This window comes from Acinetobacter sp. H1(2024) (genome assembly GCF_046557555.1).
GTDB lineage: Bacteria > Pseudomonadota > Gammaproteobacteria > Pseudomonadales > Moraxellaceae > Acinetobacter > Acinetobacter seifertii.
In genome coordinates, this window is sequence record NZ_JBKGFO010000002.1 from 533,010 (window position 1) to 551,606 (window position 18,597).

General features: G+C 37.7%; 17 protein-coding genes. 11 read left to right on the forward strand and 6 right to left on the reverse strand.

All coding sequences use genetic code 11. The annotated features are described in order from the left end of the window. The first annotated feature begins 78 nt into the window (after positions 1 to 78). The 7 genes from ACLCEG_RS08245 to ACLCEG_RS08275 all read left to right on the forward strand — a co-directional run bounded on the left by ACLCEG_RS08245 (position 79) and on the right by ACLCEG_RS08275 (position 7,902). Positions 79 to 561, forward strand: a complete 483-nt coding sequence (locus ACLCEG_RS08245; protein ID WP_004700040.1) for a peptidylprolyl isomerase — start codon at positions 79 to 81, stop codon at positions 559 to 561. A gap of 102 nt (positions 562 to 663) precedes the next feature. Continuing rightward, a complete protein-coding gene (gene phrB / locus ACLCEG_RS08250; protein WP_410567063.1) occupies positions 664 to 2,106 on the forward strand; it encodes a deoxyribodipyrimidine photo-lyase in 1,443 nt (480 codons plus the stop codon). 254 nt (positions 2,107 to 2,360) lie between these two features. Beyond that, positions 2,361 to 3,041, forward strand: a complete 681-nt coding sequence (locus tag ACLCEG_RS08255; RefSeq protein WP_410567065.1) for a hypothetical protein — start codon at positions 2,361 to 2,363, stop codon at positions 3,039 to 3,041. Next, positions 3,041 to 3,937, forward strand: a complete 897-nt coding sequence (locus ACLCEG_RS08260; protein ID WP_288421943.1) for a hypothetical protein — start codon at positions 3,041 to 3,043, stop codon at positions 3,935 to 3,937. Before ACLCEG_RS08255 ends, ACLCEG_RS08260 begins: the two co-directional genes overlap by 1 nt. Further along, positions 3,924 to 5,174 (forward strand): glycosyltransferase family 2 protein, encoded by a 1,251-nt coding sequence (locus ACLCEG_RS08265; protein WP_004700031.1) that lies wholly within the window; start codon positions 3,924 to 3,926, stop codon positions 5,172 to 5,174. Before ACLCEG_RS08260 ends, ACLCEG_RS08265 begins: the two co-directional genes overlap by 14 nt. Next, the gene (locus ACLCEG_RS08270) at positions 5,175 to 7,019 is read left to right on the forward strand and encodes a hypothetical protein (RefSeq protein WP_348887614.1); all 1,845 of its coding nucleotides are present in this window, start codon (positions 5,175 to 5,177) and stop codon (positions 7,017 to 7,019) included. Continuing rightward, a complete protein-coding gene (locus tag ACLCEG_RS08275; protein ID WP_410567068.1) occupies positions 6,997 to 7,902 on the forward strand; it encodes a hypothetical protein in 906 nt (301 codons plus the stop codon). The genes ACLCEG_RS08270 and ACLCEG_RS08275 overlap by 23 nt, the downstream gene beginning before the upstream one ends. Before the next feature lie 7 nt (positions 7,903 to 7,909). Here the strand turns inward: ACLCEG_RS08275 and wecB are convergent, their stop codons facing one another. After that, positions 7,910 to 9,046, reverse strand: a complete 1,137-nt coding sequence (gene wecB, locus ACLCEG_RS08280; RefSeq protein WP_191016860.1) for a non-hydrolyzing UDP-N-acetylglucosamine 2-epimerase — start codon at positions 9,044 to 9,046, stop codon at positions 7,910 to 7,912. A gap of 2 nt (positions 9,047 to 9,048) precedes the next feature. Continuing rightward, positions 9,049 to 10,266, reverse strand: a complete 1,218-nt coding sequence (locus ACLCEG_RS08285; RefSeq protein ID WP_410567070.1) for a tetratricopeptide repeat protein — start codon at positions 10,264 to 10,266, stop codon at positions 9,049 to 9,051. Between the two features lie 250 nt (positions 10,267 to 10,516). Between ACLCEG_RS08285 and ACLCEG_RS08290 the strand changes: the two genes are divergently transcribed. Both ACLCEG_RS08290 and ACLCEG_RS08295 read left to right on the forward strand, forming a co-directional pair. After that, positions 10,517 to 11,218 carry a VIT family protein gene (locus ACLCEG_RS08290; RefSeq protein ID WP_077163128.1) on the forward strand — a complete coding sequence of 234 codons (702 nt, stop codon included), beginning with the start codon at positions 10,517 to 10,519 and terminating at the stop codon, positions 11,216 to 11,218. A gap of 111 nt (positions 11,219 to 11,329) precedes the next feature. Next, positions 11,330 to 12,376, forward strand: a complete 1,047-nt coding sequence (locus ACLCEG_RS08295; RefSeq protein WP_410567072.1) for an NAD(P)H-dependent flavin oxidoreductase — start codon at positions 11,330 to 11,332, stop codon at positions 12,374 to 12,376. Between the two features lie 42 nt (positions 12,377 to 12,418). On the opposite strand, the gene dusB is transcribed toward ACLCEG_RS08295, so the two are convergent. After that, positions 12,419 to 13,444, reverse strand: a complete 1,026-nt coding sequence (dusB, locus tag ACLCEG_RS08300) for a tRNA dihydrouridine synthase DusB (protein WP_019457683.1) — start codon at positions 13,442 to 13,444, stop codon at positions 12,419 to 12,421. Positions 13,445 to 13,526: 82 nt separating this feature from the next. On the opposite strand from dusB, the gene ACLCEG_RS08305 reads away from it, so the two are divergent. Both ACLCEG_RS08305 and ACLCEG_RS08310 read left to right on the forward strand, forming a co-directional pair. Continuing rightward, on the forward strand, positions 13,527 to 14,732 hold the full coding sequence (locus ACLCEG_RS08305; protein ID WP_410567074.1) for a DUF1615 domain-containing protein: 1,206 nt from the start codon (positions 13,527 to 13,529) through the stop codon (positions 14,730 to 14,732). Next, positions 14,702 to 15,358 carry an HAD-IB family hydrolase gene (locus tag ACLCEG_RS08310; RefSeq protein ID WP_410567076.1) on the forward strand — a complete coding sequence of 219 codons (657 nt, stop codon included), beginning with the start codon at positions 14,702 to 14,704 and terminating at the stop codon, positions 15,356 to 15,358. The genes ACLCEG_RS08305 and ACLCEG_RS08310 overlap by 31 nt, the downstream gene beginning before the upstream one ends. Before the next feature lie 24 nt (positions 15,359 to 15,382). Here the strand turns inward: ACLCEG_RS08310 and proB are convergent, their stop codons facing one another. The 3 genes from proB to ACLCEG_RS08325 form a co-directional block, all read right to left on the reverse strand. Continuing rightward, positions 15,383 to 16,516, reverse strand: a complete 1,134-nt coding sequence (gene proB / locus ACLCEG_RS08315) for a glutamate 5-kinase (protein WP_019457681.1) — start codon at positions 16,514 to 16,516, stop codon at positions 15,383 to 15,385. Positions 16,517 to 16,531: 15 nt separating this feature from the next. Then, positions 16,532 to 17,752, reverse strand: coding sequence for an Obg family GTPase CgtA (gene cgtA, locus ACLCEG_RS08320; RefSeq protein ID WP_019457680.1), 1,221 nt, complete (start codon positions 17,750 to 17,752; stop codon positions 16,532 to 16,534). Positions 17,753 to 17,916: 164 nt separating this feature from the next. Beyond that, positions 17,917 to 18,591 carry a hypothetical protein gene (locus tag ACLCEG_RS08325; protein WP_039255313.1) on the reverse strand — a complete coding sequence of 225 codons (675 nt, stop codon included), beginning with the start codon at positions 18,589 to 18,591 and terminating at the stop codon, positions 17,917 to 17,919. Positions 18,592 to 18,597: the final 6 nt, after the last annotated feature.

Sequence of the window (18,597 nt, forward strand, 5' to 3'; positions counted from 1 at the left end):
AGATTGAGATTTTGTAGTCTACAAAATTTATTTTTCACTTTATGATGTACGCTTTAATTGATTGAATGGATCAAAAACATGACTGCAATTGCAAATAACCACGTGGTTTCATTCCACTATAAATTAACAAACGCTGAGGGTGAAACACTTGATCAATCTCAAGGTGAACCACTTGCCTATTTGCACGGTGCAGGCAATATCATTCCTGGTTTAGAAAATGCATTAACTGGTAAAACTGTTGGTGATAAATTCACTGTAAACGTACCAGCTGCTGAAGGTTATGGCGAATACAACCCAGACCTAGTACAAGAAGTTCCAGCTCAAATGTTCCAAGGTGTTGATAACATTCAACCTGGTATGCAATTCCAAGCTCAAACTGATGACGGCGTTCAAATCGTTACAGTTAAAGCGGTTGAAGGCGACAACGTTGTTGTTGATGCTAACTTCCCACTTGCTGGCCAAGACTTAACTTTTGAAGTTGAAATCGTAGAAATCCGTGAAGCATCTGCTGAAGAGCTTGATCACGGTCATGTACACGGTGCTGGTGGTCACCACCACTAATTCATCTTTAACAAGATGATAAAAAGCAAAGCTTCGGCTTTGCTTTTTTTATGCATTTATTTTATATAATATTCAGTGAGTTAATTTATTATTGGACTATGCATGTCAAATGCTTATCAATTGATTTGGTTCCGACAAGATTTACGAGTGCGCGATCATGCAGCTTTATGGCATGCTTGCCAACAAGGTAATTCAATTGCATTAGTCATCTTATCGCCAGACCAGTGGAAACAGCACGACGATGCTCCAATAAAAATTAGTTTTTATTTAAGACAACTCAAAAAACTTCAAGAAGAATTGGCAGCTCTTCACATCCCTCTGGTTATTCAGGTCATCCCTTATTGGAAAGATATCGCCAAGTTTATTTCTGACTTTAGTAAGAAATATAATATTGAAAATGTTTATGCCAATATTGAGGTAGGAGTAAATGAGCTAAAAAGAGATAAAACTGTACAAGACACTTTAAATAAAGACAGTAAAGAACTTTTTTTATTTCATGATCGCACGATTTTTCCTCTGCGTTCAATTCGCAATAAATCAGAACAACCTTATCAAGTTTTTAGTGCCTTTAAAAAAGTGTGCTACTCAAAACTAGATACTAGTGGTTTACCTCAATGTTATCCTTTACCCAATAAACAAACTAAAGTTCCAACCGATTTATTAGAAGAGAAAAATACAAACTTAGCTGAAATTGAAAAGCTATTCTGTTCATCCATTACAACAGAACAGCAAGATTTATGGCCTGTTGGCGAGTCATATGCATTAGAACAACTAGATCATTTTATTGAAGACTCGGTATCTCACTATAAAGTCGAGCGAGATTTTCCTCACATAACAGGTACAAGTAAACTTTCGCCTTATTTAAATATTGGCATTTTATCTATACGTCAGTGTTTACAAGCATTATTCCGCAGTCAACATGGTAACTTTCATTTAACCAATGAAGGTCAGCAAACATGGTTAGATGAACTTATTTGGCGAGAGTTTTACCAACATATTTTATTTGACTTTCCTTATGTGTCTAAACATATTCCATTTAAAAAGGACACTCAAAAAATTCAATGGAATCATAACCCAGAACACCTAACTGCATGGCAAACTGGTCAAACGGGTATTCCTATAGTTGATGCCGGAATGCGCCAGCTTTTACAAACCGGCTGGATGCATAATCGAGTACGTATGATTACTGCTATGTTCTTATGTAAAAACTTACTGATCGATTGGCGTATTGGTGAGCAATGGTTTATGCAACATTTAATTGATGGAGACCTAGCTGCAAACAATGGTGGATGGCAATGGTGTGCTTCAACTGGAACAGATGCTGTACCCTATTTCCGAATTTTTAACCCGATTAGCCAATCACAAAAATTTGATCCGAATGGTGACTATATTCGCACATGGGTAAAAGAATTAGCTCATCTGGACAACAAATCTATTCATGATCCTTATTCAGCAAATAAGTCTCTTCGGTTGAATTATCCAAAACCGATTGTAGATTTAAAAGAAACACGCCTCAAAGCAATTGAAACATTCAAGCGTATTTAGTTAACAATTACGTCTTATATGTTTGCTTTTGATTAAAAAATAATAACGGGATTTGACTATAAAGGGACTTTCAACTACAAATAAACAGAATAGATACTTAAAAAGGACATAAACAACAACAACTTCCCAAATCACGACCTTTCATTATAAAAGTATAAAAAAATTAACATTACAAAAAAGGTAGCATAAACCATATACAACAAAAGAACCCAGGTAGAACACTCGTCTTATGGATTATTGCAGCTCATCTATTTATGGGAATGATTGCATATGAGTGGCTACCTGTAAGTTTTAGAGGAAGCTGGATTTTTATTCTAATTCTTTTAGTTTCCGGTGCTTTTTTAGAAGTTGGTTTATCACTAATTGTGGGTTTACTCGCTTTTATTGGCGTATCTGTTTATTTTCTCCTTGATCTTGGAGCACAAACGCATATTGAACGTCAGCTTCTTTTACTTTTTATTATTCCTCTTATTCCAGTTTTTTTAAGTGCCGTACGCCATAATATTGAAATTAACGTTCAGAAATATCGCGATATTCAAAGTTATGACCGAAATTATCGACGAGATATTTTCCCTTTAAGCGCTTTAAAATATTTTCAGCGTAGTTTTTTTAAGCTACTCGATCATCATAATGTTCAAGATTATGAAGTCTTCGTCATTAGTATTCTTAATCGTAGTCTAATCAAAGAAATGTTAGGAGATGATGTCTGGAAAACCACTCAAAATGAAATGATTACGATTTTGAGCCAACATCAACCGAATGAAATTGTTTTCCAATTTGCTGATGATGATTTAGAGAACATATACAGCATTGTCATTCGTCAGCAAAAAACTGACGAAGAGCCTGACTTTATTAAAAAGTTAAGAGAAATTATGACACTGCGTCTTGAGGTTGAATATAAAGTTATTGTTATTCCACCTGAGGAGATGAACTAATGTCTACTCTTCTTAATATTTGTGGAATTGTGATCGCATCGAGCCAATATCCAGACGCCACTTTACAACAGTTCTATCGGCAATATTATCATTGTGAAATTAAAGCTGAACAAATAAAAACTGAAGTACAAACTCCAGAAGATCTTTCGATGTTCTTCCCTTATCAAGATACTTGGTGGCCTGTCTTTACTCTTGACCAGATCAGTTCTGAAAGTTTTCAAAAGTTTATTCATAAGGGAATTCGACCCGGCATTATATTGCCAGATGAGGTTTTTGGTTTCCCCCACTATTTCTTGTTAAAAGAAGCAGTAAGCCAAGGCGCTATTCCAATCGTACTATTTAAAACTGAACAACCTCAGTATTTTGCTGCGAAGGCAACATTTTCAACAGCAATTGGTTTACGGCCAATGGCTGCGTTTGTGAATACAGGATGGGATGAAAATTTAATTTCGCAGCCAGCGGGTAGTTATATTATTCAGTTAAATTCGGCAAACTTACCAATACCATCCAGAGAAATTAAACAAGGTAAACATTTATTTTATTCGGCCAAAAACTTTAACGGCCATGTTTCAGGTTACGAAATTATCATTAATCCTCCAGCCGACTTACCTCTTTCCAATATTCGTTATCCACAACTCGGTATTTCGTGGAAATTTAATAATATTGATTATGTAAGTACACCTGAACATGTCAGTACAAATCTTATCGGTTATATATTTATTGGTTTAAGTGTAGTTGTTGTTCCTCTAGATCTGATTTTAACAACAACTTATCCAGATCTTCTCGGCACATTTGGTAGTTATATTTCATGGATCTCCTTAGTAGTAGGATTAATTCTATTATTGCTACTCATCTCTTCTATTATTAGGAGGGTCCGTACAAATGGCTCCAATTGATATTCTATTTTTATTTGGCTTTTTAGGTATTTGGATTCCACAAGCATTTTGGGCGTGGCTAAGCTATCAAGCATGGAAATATTCAAAAACAGCTGAAAAAGAACTACAAAATCTACCTATCCCCGAGAGATGGCCGGTCTTAAGCGTTTTAATTCCCGCCTACAACGAAGGCGTAGTGATTGAAGATACTTTACATGCAATTGCTCAACAAGATTATCCAGCCGAAGCTTATGAAGTTCTACTGATTAATGATGGATCTAAAGATAACACGCTTGAAATTGCAGAAAGCCTCGCAAAAATTTATCCATGCATAAAAATTGTTAATGTTCCAAAAGGTATGGGGGGTAAAGGGAAATCAAGAACCCTCAATAACGGGCTTCCTCATGCTAAAGGTGAGTTAATTGTTGTTTATGATGCCGATAGTACTCCTGAACCCGATTGCGTTCGATTACTCGCACAAACCCTACTTGCAGATAAAAAACTAGTCGCTGTAAATGGCAAAGTAAGAACCCGTAACTGGCAAGATAGTATTTTGACACGCTTTATTGCGATTGAGTTCATCTTTTTCCAATGGATCTTTCAAGGTGGACGTTGGCAACGTTTTGAGTTATCAACATTGATGGGCACTAACTATGTCATCTGGCGCGATGCCTTAGAAACCTTAGGCGGTTTTGACGAAAAGTCGCTAGTGGATGATACAGAAATGAGTTTCCGAATTTTTATCGGACAAAAACGAATTAAATGGGTTCCTTATGCAATTGGTTGGCAGCAAGACCCACCTTCGTTAAGTGTATTCGTTAAACAGCGTTCACGTTGGACTCAAGGTAATTTTTATGTGACACGTAAATATTTACCAGTAGCGCTCAGAACACCATTCCCCATCGGAATTGAAATTCTGAATAACATCATGTGCTATATCCTTTTCGTACCAGCTCTGTTCTGGAGTCATATTACGTTAACACTTGGCTTACTTGATATTGCAGGTATTTCAGTTCCAGGACCATTTACGCTCTTGTGGGGCCTTTCATTTTGCCTATATGTAGCGCAAATGTGGTTTACGCTTTCTTTAGAAAAAGTTAAACCAGAGCTCTATTTTTACTCAGTTTTATCTTATGTAAGTTATTCACAGATATTCTTATTTATTGTATTTAAAGCAGCATTCGACATGCTAAAAAATAAAATACAAGGTAATTCACTTCAGTGGTACAAAACAGAAAGAAGCAAGGAGAAAAAATAAATGAAAAAGACTTTTAAACTTTATCCACTCATACAAGCACTCCTTGCTAGCAGTTGCCTTATGTTAGCCGTGCCAGCCCATACCACCACATGGACTTTAGATGATATTAGTACATCAACTAAATATACTGTTGAGCCTCACTTTTTCTATATTGGAAAGGGTGCAGCGTGGCAAAACATTCAGTTTTCCAGTGACTATTCCACTGAAAGTGATACCAATATTTTAGTGAAATATGATGATAAGCTCATCTATAACACGACTTTAAATGGAAGTGGGCAATTTAAATTTGATATTCCCGCCAGCCCGAGTGGTTTCCATCGTTTAGATTTTATTATTCAACAATATGATAAACCTACAATGCTGAGCCAAACGAGAGATTCCTTCTGTACAGAAGATATCGATCATTTGACATATTTAAGCAATTCTCAGCTCGACTTTACACCTATTCGAAATGTTTATCGCTTAAAAGATTTACCTGATGCTTTGTTTAACCCCCAAGCGAAGAGACCCACTCCTTTTGTCGGTATCTTGAAATACAACCGCAAGGAGATTACTGAAGCCTCTATGCTTGCTCGACTAGCAACTTCTTGGAGCTCTGTCACTCCTATTGAATGGATCGATTCTGGACAAACCAATTTAAACCCTGAAACCAAGTTTGTTATTGAAATAATAAAATCGACACCTCCACTTAAAAATGGAGCTTTTGTACAAATTTCAAAACCGACAGATGGTGCTCCTACCCTCTCTATCACTTATCACACACCACAAGAACTTACTGCTGCTATTAATGGATTAATTAATCCAGCTTATGTACAGCAGCTTGATACAGGCAGTGCAATTTTCCCAACTACAATTTCTGCACCGGCTTGGGCTCAATTCAAGAAAATTGATACGCTTGCAGACTTAGGTATTGAAGATTTCCGCTTAAATCACGCTGAGAAAAACTTGTTTCTCGATTTTCCAGCAGTATGGCAACCTACTGACATCCTACAAGGACAAATTGCCCTTCGTATTCAAAGCGGCCTATTACAGGGTTCAAACATTACAGCATGGCTCGATGGTGGTCTTGCAGGTAGTATGAAAACGGCGGATCTTGCCTCTGACCCAGTTAATCGACAATTCAACATTTTTGCAAAGTCAATTTCTAATACAACCAACTTTAGCTTGAAGCTTGAAAACTCGGTCATTGCCAACTCTCAATGTCTGCCCACTGCTCATGGTTCACTTTGGGTCGATACAGCCAAATCGACTGTCAAGCTTCCACACAAACTTAAAAATGGGGTTGCAGCCCTTTCCATGACATTGGCAACTAAACCAACGATTGCAATTGATGATCAATCTGGTGCATTAAATATTGCGATCACATTAGGGCAAGTCGCTAAAAAAATGCTACTTACTGATGCTCCAATGCCACTGAATCTAGTACGTTTTTCTCCAAATGCTCCACAAGCAGTTAATGTGATTGTGAATAAACAGATTTATCAACAACAAGTCTCAATGCATCAAAACATTATTTATGCGCCAGCAGCAGCAAACGGTTTTATTGTGAGTTATAACAATAACCGCTTTGATGTCATTACTGACTCTGAAAAAGGTGCACAAACCTTCATGCATCTATGGGGAACCATTCAACATAAAATTCCAAATAATGTGACCAAAATGTTGGTTTCAGAAAACGGCAATATCTATGTTCTCCAAAAATTAATTGTAGGTAATCAAAAAGCTCCATTAGTTCAGCAGTCTTCATTCTTTTTACTGGTTGTGATTATCTCTGCAATTATGATAATAGTGATCTTCTTGTGGTATTGGTTACGACGTAATAATGAGAAAACAGATACCAATTAAAATAACTGCTTTTATTATTTTAATTATATGTAGTGTAGTGGCTTATGCGGGGTTGTTCAAAAATCATGGACAACCCCCAGTGATCGAAGGAATTTTTTGGCAACCAGATAACAATACCACTCCTCCAAAAGGAAACTGGCATTACTTAGGAGTGAACACTTTTGTTCCCCAATGGTCAGTCGTTGAATCTAAATCGTGGTGGACAAACTCCAACCTCTCACAGTGGGAAAAAGCCATTGATATACAGAAAATTAAGCAACAACCTTGGGCTAAAAATCTCATATTAGGTTTAGCTGGTGAATATAATGAACCAGAAGCACGTGCAAATGTTGTTGCTTTAGGAGAAAAGTCTGCACAAATTATTCAAGAACAAAATGATGCATCTTTAAAAGGTTACTATTTTCCAGTTGAAGCTGATCCAACTTGGTTAAGGGTAAGCACACTAGGTCATGTTCTAGAAAAACTGCCAGCACCTATTTGGGTGAGCATTTATAGTGGTGAAAGAGAACCTGAAAATTATAATTTATGGGTTAAAAGTTGGCTACCTAGCCAAGCTGGTGTCTTTTTCCAAGATGGTGTAGGTGTCGGCGTAAGAACCCCTCAACAAGCCAGACGTATTTTAGACCAACTTGAACAAACTCTTGGAAAAAATAAAACTGTTATTGTACTAGAAGCATTTCGTACCAAAAAAAATGGACAATTTCGAGCAGCCTATCCTTGGGAAATTATTTCTCAGATTAAAGCGTATGAAGGCAAAACAATTTATATTTTTGATGGTCCCCACTATATGGGACGCTGGTCGGTTTATATCGTCGGTTTATGGTATCGCCTGACTTATGGCAGCATTCCTGCCACCATAAGTGAATCAGAAAATTCAAAATAAATACTTTTTATTCAGAAGTTCTGGCAATTTCATCTAATATTCGCTGGGCAGCACGCCCATCACCAAACGGATTTTCAACATTTGCCATTTTTTGGTAATGCTGCGAATCTGTTAAAAGTTTTTCAGCCTCATCAATAATTTTTTGCTGATTTGTTCCAACAAGTACTCCTGCCCCGACTTCCACGACTTCTGGTCGTTCAGTGGTGTCTCGTAAAATTAATACAGGCTTATTAAAAGATGGGCTTTCCTCTTGTAAACCACCAGAGTCCGTTAAAATGAAGATAGAACGGTTTATGACGGCTAATAAACTTGGATAATCAAGTGGTTTAACCAAGTGAATTTGAGCATGGTTTTTGAACTTATCATGTACTACATCATGTACAGCTGGGTTTAAATGCACAGGCCAAATAAAATGTAAATCAGGATGATGATTAGCTAAATATTCAACTGCATTACAAATATTTTGAATTCCCTCACCAAAATTTTCACGGCGGTGAGCGGTAATAAGTACGACTTTATCGTTTTGTTTTAACTCAATTCCGTAAGGTTCGAGCTGATTTTTTAAACCAGCTTTTTCAGAAATTAATTTTCTGCCTAAGTATACAGCATCAACCACAGTATTGCCTGTCACTGTAATTAAAGAAGGCTTGATTTGCTCATTAAGTAGATTTCTTTTTGATTGTTCAGTCGGAGCAAAATGCCATTTAGTAATACGCGAAACTAGCTGACGGTTTCCTTCCTCTGGGAAAGGATGGTCTAAATCATAAGAACGTAAACCTGCTTCTACATGGGCAACAGGGATTTTCATTGAAAATGCGACTAATCCAGCAGCTAACACAGTCGTAGTATCCCCCTGAATGACAATTGCATCTCGTTTTTGACCATCGGTGTAGACATGTTCAAGTTGTGTCAAACCATGAATTAACAGCTGATTTAGGCTTTGTCCTGCATTCATAATTTTAAGTCGGTGGTCAATTTCAACCCCAAAGAAATCTATAGCATCTCGCACTAATTCATCATGCTGCCCCGTGAAAATAACTTCTACCTGAAATCGTGAGTCTTGTTTTGCTAATAAAATTACCGGAGCTAGCTTTATTAGCTCTGGACGAGTACCGAATACAATTGAAATAAAAATTTTTTTCATTATTAGAAGTCCTTATAAAAAACAAGTTCTACTCGAGTATTGTTGTAATGTTCTTTTGTATTAACAGGCACGTCTTTAAAATAGTTGCCATATAAACGTTCAACACGAAGTTTTATTGGTTGATAATTAAAAGGTTGCCATGAAATCCCTGGCCCATATTCAAATAAATTATTGTAATACTCATTTTTACTGTCTGCTAAGCCATGCAATTTCACATAAGCCTGTACAGTTCCATTATCTCCTTTATATAAATTTAAACCTGTGCGTAAGCGCAAATCTCCAATAACGTTATAATCTTCTCTTGAATAAGTCGCGACATTGCCATAGAGGTCAGTAAAGTAATTATCTAAACAAAGTGTATGATTACAGTTAGATTGGGAATACCACTCTTGATAACCGGCTACCCCTCCAACTACACTTTCACGAAATTTTTTTCGATTTCGATCAATCAAGTCATAACTTCCGCCAACTTCGACATAAGCTCGAACAGGAATAGAAGTCCATGGTTGATAATTTGTACCTACCCCAAGAGTAACTGCATTTTCATCAATAATTTCAGGTCGTACTCCACCTTGAGATTTAGTATCACGGTTTAAATTAAGAAAGCCATAGACTTGAGCTCGTCCGTTATCGATGTTTTTACCGTACCGAACTTTTAAAGGAAAAATAACATCGTCATAACGTGACTCATAAGAGGGTGCAAAATAGATATCCCCAAAATATGGCTTAACCTCACCTCCACTTAAATTTTTAACCGCTTGAGTTGCCTTCGCAGCAATTGCTGGATCTGAAGATGAAGTTAGTTCTTTAAATAAAACCAGTGCATCACGATTTTTTTTCTGTTGATTCAGCAAATATGCTTCTTGTAATTTTAAAGTGTCGTCTTGAGGAGCTAAAGCTCTTGCTTGTCTTAAACTTTGTAAAGCCTCATCTCTTTTTTCGAGCCGAATTTGTAAATAAGTAAGGCTTTTCCAGACTTTAATATCTGTAGGGGTCAGCTTACTCAGCTCAACTAATATTTTTTCTGCTTCTTGAGGTTGAGACTGCTCTATTTTATAGAATCTGTCCCATTTATCATAAATGAGATTTCCAGGTTTATATTCAGAGGTAACTGGGTCTTGTGCATAAACAGAACACACACTTACTACCGTTGAAGAAATGACTACTCCCATAAGTAATATCGAATGCGTTATAGAGTTTATTGTTTTGCTATTTCTCATTATCACCTCTACAGTAAATTAGAGTTATTAAGGGTAATTTGTTAGAATGATCAATAAATATCATAATTTAAAATAATGAGTTACATCGTTAAGTTAGGTTAAGGATGATTTAATATAAATAGTTTAGTCTCCATTTTTATTATTGATCTATTCTTTAGTATCCCTAAATTCCCTATAATGATGACATATTTTTTGATCAATAATTTGTAAAATTTCATAGCATCTATAAAACATTTATAAGGCAAAACACATGGCTTTTCCACATCATACAGAGCATCATGCAATTCACCGTTCAGGTTGGTTAAGAGCTTCAGTATTAGGAGCCAATGATGGAATTATTTCTGTCACTAGTTTAATTATGGGTATGGCAGCAAGTGGAGCTAACTCACATACTTTATTAATTACATGCATTGCTGGACTAATTTCTGGGGCTACATCAATGGCTGCCGGAGAATATATTTCTGTAAAATCTCAAGAAGATATTGAAAAAGCAGATTTAGCGATTGAAGCAAAAGAACTCTCTAAGCACCCTCAAAAAGAGTTAGATGAGCTAACTCAAATTTATATTTCTAGAGGCCTATCTAAAGAATTGGCTCAAGAAGTTGCTTTGCAGCTAACCAGTCATGATGCATTGGGTGCACATGCTCGGGATGAAATCGGCATTCATGAAAATACCGCAGCCAATCCTGTACAGGCCGCACTATCATCTGCTGCATCATTTTCTTTTGGGGCTTTTTTCCCCATGCTGGCTATATTACTCAGCCCGAATCAATGGATTATGCCTGCTGTCCTAGCCACAGGAATTCTTTCATTAGCGATTTTAGGTGCACTTTCAAGTTACTTTGCTGGTACATCTAAACTTAAAGGCAGTTTACGTATTACCTTATGGGGAATTTTAGCAATGGCTTTTTCAAGCTGGATTGGTTCTTTATTTAATGTCACGCCATTATAAAAAGATCTTTTAAATAGTGTTCCAGAATATTTAAAAATTAAATAGCCAATATTATTTGCTCTTCATTCTATTTTCACGTTATGGTGAAGTGAAAGAAATGAGGTGAATAAAATGAGCCTATTACAACAACTTGCAATTAAACATCCAATTTTTCTGGCTCCCATGGCAGGCGTTTCTACACCAGAACTAGCAGCCGAGGTTTCAAATCAAGGAGGCCTTGGATCATTAGGTTTGGGAGCAAACACTCCACAAAGTGCACGTGAACAAATTTTAAAAACTCAAGCACTCACTGAAAACTCATTTCAGGTTAATTTTTTCTGTCATCAATCTACAGAGCTTAACCTAGAAAAAGCAAAACAATGGATTGAATATTTACGTCCTGATTTTGAAAAATTTGGTGTTCAACCTCCTCAAGAGTTGCACTGTATTTATCCAAGTTTTTTAGACAATGATGACTTTTTAAATGTTGTTTTAGAAACTAAGCCTAAAGCAGTGAGCTTCCATTTTGGTATTCCACATCTGCATCAAATTAAAGCTTTGAAAGAAGCTGGTATTTTGACTATGGTTTCGGCCACCAACCTGATTGAAGCGCAAGCGATTGAAGCAGCAGGTATCGATATTATTATTGCTCAAGGTATTGAAGCAGGTGGACATCGAGGAATTTTCAACCAGACTTTTGATGCAGCGATTAAAACCAGTGATTTGGTCCAATTGATTGTGAAGCATTGTAAGCTTCCTGTTGTAGCTGCGGGTGGCATCATGACTGGCTTGCAGGCCAAACATATGTTGGGTTTAGGAGCAACCGCAGTCCAGTTAGGTACAGCATTCGTTCAATGCCAAACTTCAAATGCTTCTGCTGAATATCGCAAAGCATTATTTACTGAACCTGTAACGCAAATTAGTGCAAGCCTTTCTGGGCGTCCAGCTCGCGGTTTATTGAACCATTGGCATACTAAAATTGATTCACCTACTCGACCTGTTCAACCAGAGTATCCATATGCTTACGATTTAGCAAAACAACTCAATGCTCTTGCGAGCAAACACCATGACTATGGTTTTGGTGCATTTTGGGCAGGAAGTAATGTTGCACAAATACGCGAATTAGGTGCTTCTGATCTGATCAATCAACTGGTTGTTGAAATGTTAGATAATGAATAAATGAAGATTTTAAGCAACCAGTCGTGTACTGGTTGCTTTATTTTAGTGAGTAGCTAATAAATTAACTTGTTCAACCTGAACATCACTCATCAAATTACCTTCTGCAAGTAATTGATTAAAATAGCTCTCGACCACTAATGCTTGTTCGGCAGTAGTTTCAACTTTATACATATTTTGACGGAACTCGTTACTTGAACGTAAGCCTTTGGTGTACCAAGCAATATGCTTACGAGCAATACGACATCCTGAATATTCACCATAAAATTGATATAACTCAGACAAATGTCCTAAAAGTACATCTTTGACTTCTTCAATATTTGGAGCAGCCAAATGCTCACCAGTTTTTAAATAATGAGCAATTTCACGGAAAATCCATGGACGACCTTGTGCGGCACGTCCAATCATAATTGCATCGGCGCCAGTATAGTCCAGTACATATTTTGCTTTCTCAGGACTATCAATATCACCATTGGCAATAACAGGAATATTGATTAATTCTTTAACATGTTTGATTAATTCATAACGTGCTGTATTTAAATACATGTCTTCACGTGTACGGCCATGCAATGCTAACGCGGCAATCCCCGCCTCTTCAGCACGTTTAGCCACGCGTAAAATATTTTCTTGCCCATTTAAAAATCCCAAACGGGTTTTTAAAGTCACAGGAACATCAACAGCTTCAACAACAGCATCTAGTATTCGAGCTACCAAGTCCTCATCTTGTAATAATGCTGAACCTGCTAATTTATTACATACTTTTTTTGCAGGACATCCCATATTGATATCAACAATTTGTGCCCCATTTGCAACTTGATAACGAGCAGCCTCAGCTAACTGTTCTGGGTCAGAACCCGCGATTTGCGCAGAGATAGGAGCCAACTCTCCATCAAAATTCGCACGATAAAGACTTTTTTTAGTCATTCGCAAAGTTTTGTCGGCAGTCATCATTTCACTCACCGCATGACCCGCACCAAAATACTTGCACAGTGTTCTAAATGGACGGTCAGTTACACCAGCCATAGGAGCAACAATTAAATTATTTGACAGTTGATAGGGACCAATATACATATATATTCATACAATTCATGATCAACATAGTATACTTCATCCGCTTGATCAGCTCATCTTTTTTGCAGGTGCTTTCCTCGCCATGAACAAACCGTTGTCTTCCCGTTTTTTATTAAAATCATTCGGTTTAGTCACCGTATGCATGAGTTTAGCTGCTTGTGGAGATAAAGCCTGGTGGTCAAAAAATGATGAGCCCGATTTAGAAAGCCAGCAAATTAAAAAATTAATCCCATCGCGCGTGCATGATCGTGAGTCGTGGGCCAAAGATATCGACGATATTATGCAGGACTTAAAAATTCCTAAAACCAAGCAAAATGTTTGTAGTATTGTCGCGATTGTAGATCAGGAATCTAACTTTGTTGCCAATCCAGTAGTACCCGGTCTTGGTAAAAAAGCGGTCGATGAAGTCAGTACCCGTTTAAATGAAAAGTTTGAAGACAAACTTGGTGAGAAAGTTGGTGGTACTGTCGCAGGCTACTTCGAAGAAGTATTAAAAACCCAGCCCTCTCCTGATAACAACTACATGAGTCAGATGCGTAAAGTCAAAACTGAAAAAGATCTCGACTTACTTTATCGTCAAATTTTTGATTTTATGACTCAACATTATCATGTTAGTGCTTTAACGGGTGCAGCCAAACTGGTTGGACAAGATATTGGCGAGAAAATGAATCCAATCACTACATTGGGTTCAATGCAAGTTCATATTAATTATGCCAAAGCTCATAAGCGCACTAGTATGAATATTAATGATCTTAGAAATGATCTTTATACGCAATATGGTGGTTTATATTATGGCATTCATCGCTTGATGGTATATCCAGCAGACTATGATAAGGCGATTTACCGTTTTGCCGATTATAACTCTGGCATGTACTCTAGCCGTAATGCTGCTTTTCAAAGTATGTTGGATGATCTCACTGAGGCTAAACTTACTTTAGATGGTGATTTACTACTTTATGATAAATCTGGTAGCCCACTCGCAGTACAGAGTCAGTCTGAAAAAGAATTAATGAATGTATTTAATACAAATAATGTTTTAATTACTCCAAGGCAACTGCGCGATGACCTAAAGTTAGAAAAAGAGAAAAAGTTTGAGAGTACACAAACTTATATTGCCTTAACTAAACTCTATAAGGCTAAAACTGGCAAAGAACCTATCTATGCAATGATGCCTCAAGTGGTCATTTCTGGGCCTAAATTAAGTCGTGACTATAATACTAACTGGTATGCAACCCGCGTAAACGGACGATATGAATCATGTATGCAACGAGCGAAACGAATAAGATAATAAAAAACCTCGCCCTGTTCGATTTTGATGGAACCTTGTGCACTAAAGACAGTTTTACAGGGTTCATCTTTTATGCATTATCTAAGCGCCACATTGTGAAGCAAGGCTTGAAAATCCTGCCATGGATTCAAGCCTACTATCTTAACTTTTATCCAGCTCATGCGATGCGAGCTAAACTTTTTCGCAGTATGTTTAGCAATACTCCAGTCATTGAACTGCAAAGGTTAGGCGAAGAATATGCGCAAGAGCTTGTATCGACGCTTTCACCTGAAATCTTCGCACAGCTACAACAACATCAGTTACTTGGTGATCAAGTAGTATTGGTTTCAGCTTCAATTGATATCTATCTTGCTCCACTTTGCAAATTACTCGATATCGAATTAATTTGTACCGAAACTCAAATTAAAAATGGCATGATGACGGGCTACTATTCAACACCAGATTGTAGTAATGAACAAAAGAAGTTAAGAATACATGAACAATATTCTTTGAAGGATTATTATCAAATTTATGCTTATGGGAATACTTCAGAAGATTTAGACATGCTGAGTCTTGCCACCCACCCTTTTATGGTTGGTGAAGATCGAATCTTGCCATCATTAACACCACAAAAAAAGCTCGCATAAAGCGAGCTTTTTATTGATCACAACTTAATAAATTGCCATATGATCGCGATGAATCATTTCCAGCGAACGAGCTTCACCAAGTACTTGATAAACCTTATCCGAGGCTAAGCCTTTAATAATTTCAGCTGAACGAGAACTAAAGTTTACTCGTCCAACCGCAATACGTTTGCCTTGCTTATCAACGCATTCAACCACATCGCCACGATCAAAGTGACCTTCAACAGTTTTGACCCCAACAGGGAGTAAACTACGGTGTTTCAATTTAATCGCTTCAACCGCACCATCATCAATCACCAGACGACCTGCTGTTTGCAAATGCGCAGCAAGCCACTGTTGATGCGCTGTCATACGGTCTTTATCAGTCGTGAATAACGTACCTAACATTTCGCCAGCCATTACTCGTGACAATACATTGTCACTTTCACCACTAGCAATCAGTGTTGGACAGCCTGACTTGGCAGCTAAACGCGCAGCACGAACTTTAGTGACCATGCCACCTCGTCCAAGAAGTCCACCACCACCAGCCATTTCAAATAAGACATCGTCCATGGCACGCACAGTTGATAACAACTTTGCATCAGGGTTATGGCGTGGGTCTGAGTCAAACATGCCTTGCTGATCTGTTAAAATGATCAGTAAATCAGCATGTACTTGACCAGCAACCATTGCTGCTAAGGTATCGTTATCACCAAAACGAATCTCGTCAGTAGAGACTGTGTCGTTTTCATTGATAACGGGAATAACACGCCAGTCAATCAAGTTCTGCAACGCATCGCATGAGTTCAAATAACGACGGCGATCTGCCAAATCATCATGTGTTAGTAACACTTGCGCTGTTCGAATACTATGATTTTCAAGCACGCTAGACCACGTATGAATTAGGCCCATCTGCCCAATTGCGGCACATGCTTGTAAACTGGGTAGATCGGTGGGTCGACTCGCAAGCTTCATACGAACCATACCTTCTGCTACAGCTCCTGAAGACACTAAAATAATTTCGTGTCCAGCATTGTGTAAATCTGCAATCTGTTTCGCCCAATGCGAAATAGCTTCCAGATCTAGCCCCTGCCCATTTGCTGTGAGTAAAGATGATCCGATTTTAACAACGATTCGTTTACACTCACTGAGCTTACGTTGCCCATCGACCACTTCTATCATGTTTTCCTCGATTTTTTAGTCACGAACGTAGATGCTTTCTACATCATTGTCGTCTTCATCATCGTCAAAATCATCATCATCGTCCATCATACTTTCGAGACGTTGTGCTCGACGCATCGCACGATATGCTTCTTTTGCCGCAATGGTTTGTTCACGTGTTTCAACTTCTAGTTGTTCACGGAAAGCTCTTACTTCTGCTGCGTATTCAGGATCTTCAACTTCGCGTTCGCGTTGTTGTTCAATCTGATCCATCAAGTAATACACAACGTCTTTTGTTCCTTCGCTTAATAAGCCTGAGGTCTTAAAGACAGGACCAGTCCATTTCAACTCGTCTAGAATGTGCTGACACCACTCTTCACGACTTTCTTCAGCAATTTGATCCAATTTATTGAGTACTAAAACAACTGGTAGTTTGGCTAAAGTAGGAGAAAACTTAGCCAACTCATTCATAATTGCTTTTGCATTATGCGCTGGATCTGAACCATCAATTGGTTGCACATCAATAATGTGTAGAAGAATACGAGTACGTGCCAAGTGTTTAAGGAAACGAATTCCTAGACCTGCACCTTCTGCCGCACCTTCAATAAGCCCTGGAATATCGGCCATTACAAATGAACGATGACGATCAGCATCTACAACACCTAAGTTTGGAACCATAGTGGTAAATGGATAGTCCGCTACTTTCGGTTTTGCAGCACTTACAGCACGAATGAAAGTAGATTTACCAGCGTTTGGCATACCTAATAAGCCAACATCCGCCAATACTTTCAACTCAAGACGAATTTCACGAAATTCACCTTTTATACCAGTCGTACATTTACGTGGAGCACGGTTAGTTGATGATTTGAAGTGAGTATTACCTAAACCACCTTCACCACCACCTGCAACCAGAATTCTTTGGCCGTCTTCAACCAAGTCGCCAATAATATCGCCAGAATCTGTATCAACAATTGTTGTACCTACAGGTACTTTTAAAACCACATCTTCACCACCACGCCCAGTACAGTTAGCACCTGCACCGTTTTTACCACGCTCAGCGCGGAATTTACGGGTGTAACGGTAATCGACTAAGGTACTTGTATCATCATCAGCTTGAATATAGATACTTCCACCACGTCCGCCATCACCACCATCTGGGCCACCAAATGGTACAAATTTTTCACGGCGAAAACTGGCTACGCCATTGCCACCGTCGCCAGCCTCTACGGTAATGACTGCTTCATCAACAAAGCGCATTTGCCAATCCTCTAAAAACTCTAAAACCGCCTATTCTGCCATATTTTCATAAAATTCTCGAATAGAAAATCGAGAGAATTCAACTTTCCTAGGTCTTATTCTATATCTTTTGATATTGATAAAAGTTTAAAGCTGATCAGAGTCGCTTTTTATGCATTGATCCCTTATGGATGAACATTGCGTAAAGGCAAATCCATCTTCATATCTAAATTCGCTTTTGTGTGCTGTACAGAGTTATACATAATGGCATTAAAGCTTGAGATATTGCCCATTTCCATTGCATCATTAATTTTCAAACTTGGATTAAACTGATGTTTAACTGGTAAATTTACCGACTCATCGAACTCAAAATAAACTGGACCATTAAAAGCAATTTTAACGGGAATGGTATAACTACGTTTTAACTGAAATGGAATATCAAGATTGATAGGAATATTTAATTTTAATGGAAATCTAGGTAATAACTTATTTTGGTAAATTAAATCGGTAGTTGTTTCCAAAGGCATAACCTGATCAACTTTCAGAGTTGTCGCATAATCAACACTTACTGTAATTGGCGTCTCGACTTCAAACTGCAAATCAGCCAAATACCTTCCCTTTAACGGTACCGAAATCTGACGATCAATATTAATTGAGGTATCTAGTTTACCTATAGACTGTACCTGTAAATTATTACCAACATGAATTTTCGTCTCTAATGACTCTGGTAAACGAATATCCGACTCATGTGCAGACACTACAACTGAAGCTTGTATATTTAAATAAAGCCAAAATAAAATTGCCGTGAGTACCATAATCAGAAAAAAACTGATCAGCATACTTTTTATTGAACCAAGCATAAGTCA

What these genes read in the sequence shown, in the direction of transcription:
- ACLCEG_RS08245 (WP_004700040.1), top strand. Translation starts at nt 79, where the DNA reads ATGACTGCAATTGCAAATAACCACGTGGTTTCATTCCACTATAAATTA.
- phrB (WP_410567063.1), top strand. Translation starts at nt 664, where the DNA reads ATGTCAAATGCTTATCAATTGATTTGGTTCCGACAAGATTTACGAGTG.
- ACLCEG_RS08255 (WP_410567065.1), top strand. Translation starts at nt 2,361, where the DNA reads ATGGGAATGATTGCATATGAGTGGCTACCTGTAAGTTTTAGAGGAAGC.
- ACLCEG_RS08260 (WP_288421943.1), top strand. Translation starts at nt 3,041, where the DNA reads ATGTCTACTCTTCTTAATATTTGTGGAATTGTGATCGCATCGAGCCAA.
- ACLCEG_RS08265 (WP_004700031.1), top strand. Translation starts at nt 3,924, where the DNA reads ATGGCTCCAATTGATATTCTATTTTTATTTGGCTTTTTAGGTATTTGG.
- ACLCEG_RS08270 (WP_348887614.1), top strand. Translation starts at nt 5,175, where the DNA reads ATGAAAAAGACTTTTAAACTTTATCCACTCATACAAGCACTCCTTGCT.
- ACLCEG_RS08275 (WP_410567068.1), top strand. Translation starts at nt 6,997, where the DNA reads ATGAGAAAACAGATACCAATTAAAATAACTGCTTTTATTATTTTAATT.
- wecB (WP_191016860.1), bottom strand. Translation starts at nt 9,046, where the DNA reads ATGAAAAAAATTTTTATTTCAATTGTATTCGGTACTCGTCCAGAGCTA.
- ACLCEG_RS08285 (WP_410567070.1), bottom strand. Translation starts at nt 10,266, where the DNA reads ATGAGAAATAGCAAAACAATAAACTCTATAACGCATTCGATATTACTT.
- ACLCEG_RS08290 (WP_077163128.1), top strand. Translation starts at nt 10,517, where the DNA reads ATGGCTTTTCCACATCATACAGAGCATCATGCAATTCACCGTTCAGGT.
- ACLCEG_RS08295 (WP_410567072.1), top strand. Translation starts at nt 11,330, where the DNA reads ATGAGCCTATTACAACAACTTGCAATTAAACATCCAATTTTTCTGGCT.
- dusB (WP_019457683.1), bottom strand. Translation starts at nt 13,444, where the DNA reads ATGTATATTGGTCCCTATCAACTGTCAAATAATTTAATTGTTGCTCCT.
- ACLCEG_RS08305 (WP_410567074.1), top strand. Translation starts at nt 13,527, where the DNA reads ATGAACAAACCGTTGTCTTCCCGTTTTTTATTAAAATCATTCGGTTTA.
- ACLCEG_RS08310 (WP_410567076.1), top strand. Translation starts at nt 14,702, where the DNA reads ATGTATGCAACGAGCGAAACGAATAAGATAATAAAAAACCTCGCCCTG.
- proB (WP_019457681.1), bottom strand. Translation starts at nt 16,516, where the DNA reads ATGATAGAAGTGGTCGATGGGCAACGTAAGCTCAGTGAGTGTAAACGA.
- cgtA (WP_019457680.1), bottom strand. Translation starts at nt 17,752, where the DNA reads ATGCGCTTTGTTGATGAAGCAGTCATTACCGTAGAGGCTGGCGACGGT.
- ACLCEG_RS08325 (WP_039255313.1), bottom strand. Translation starts at nt 18,591, where the DNA reads ATGCTTGGTTCAATAAAAAGTATGCTGATCAGTTTTTTTCTGATTATG.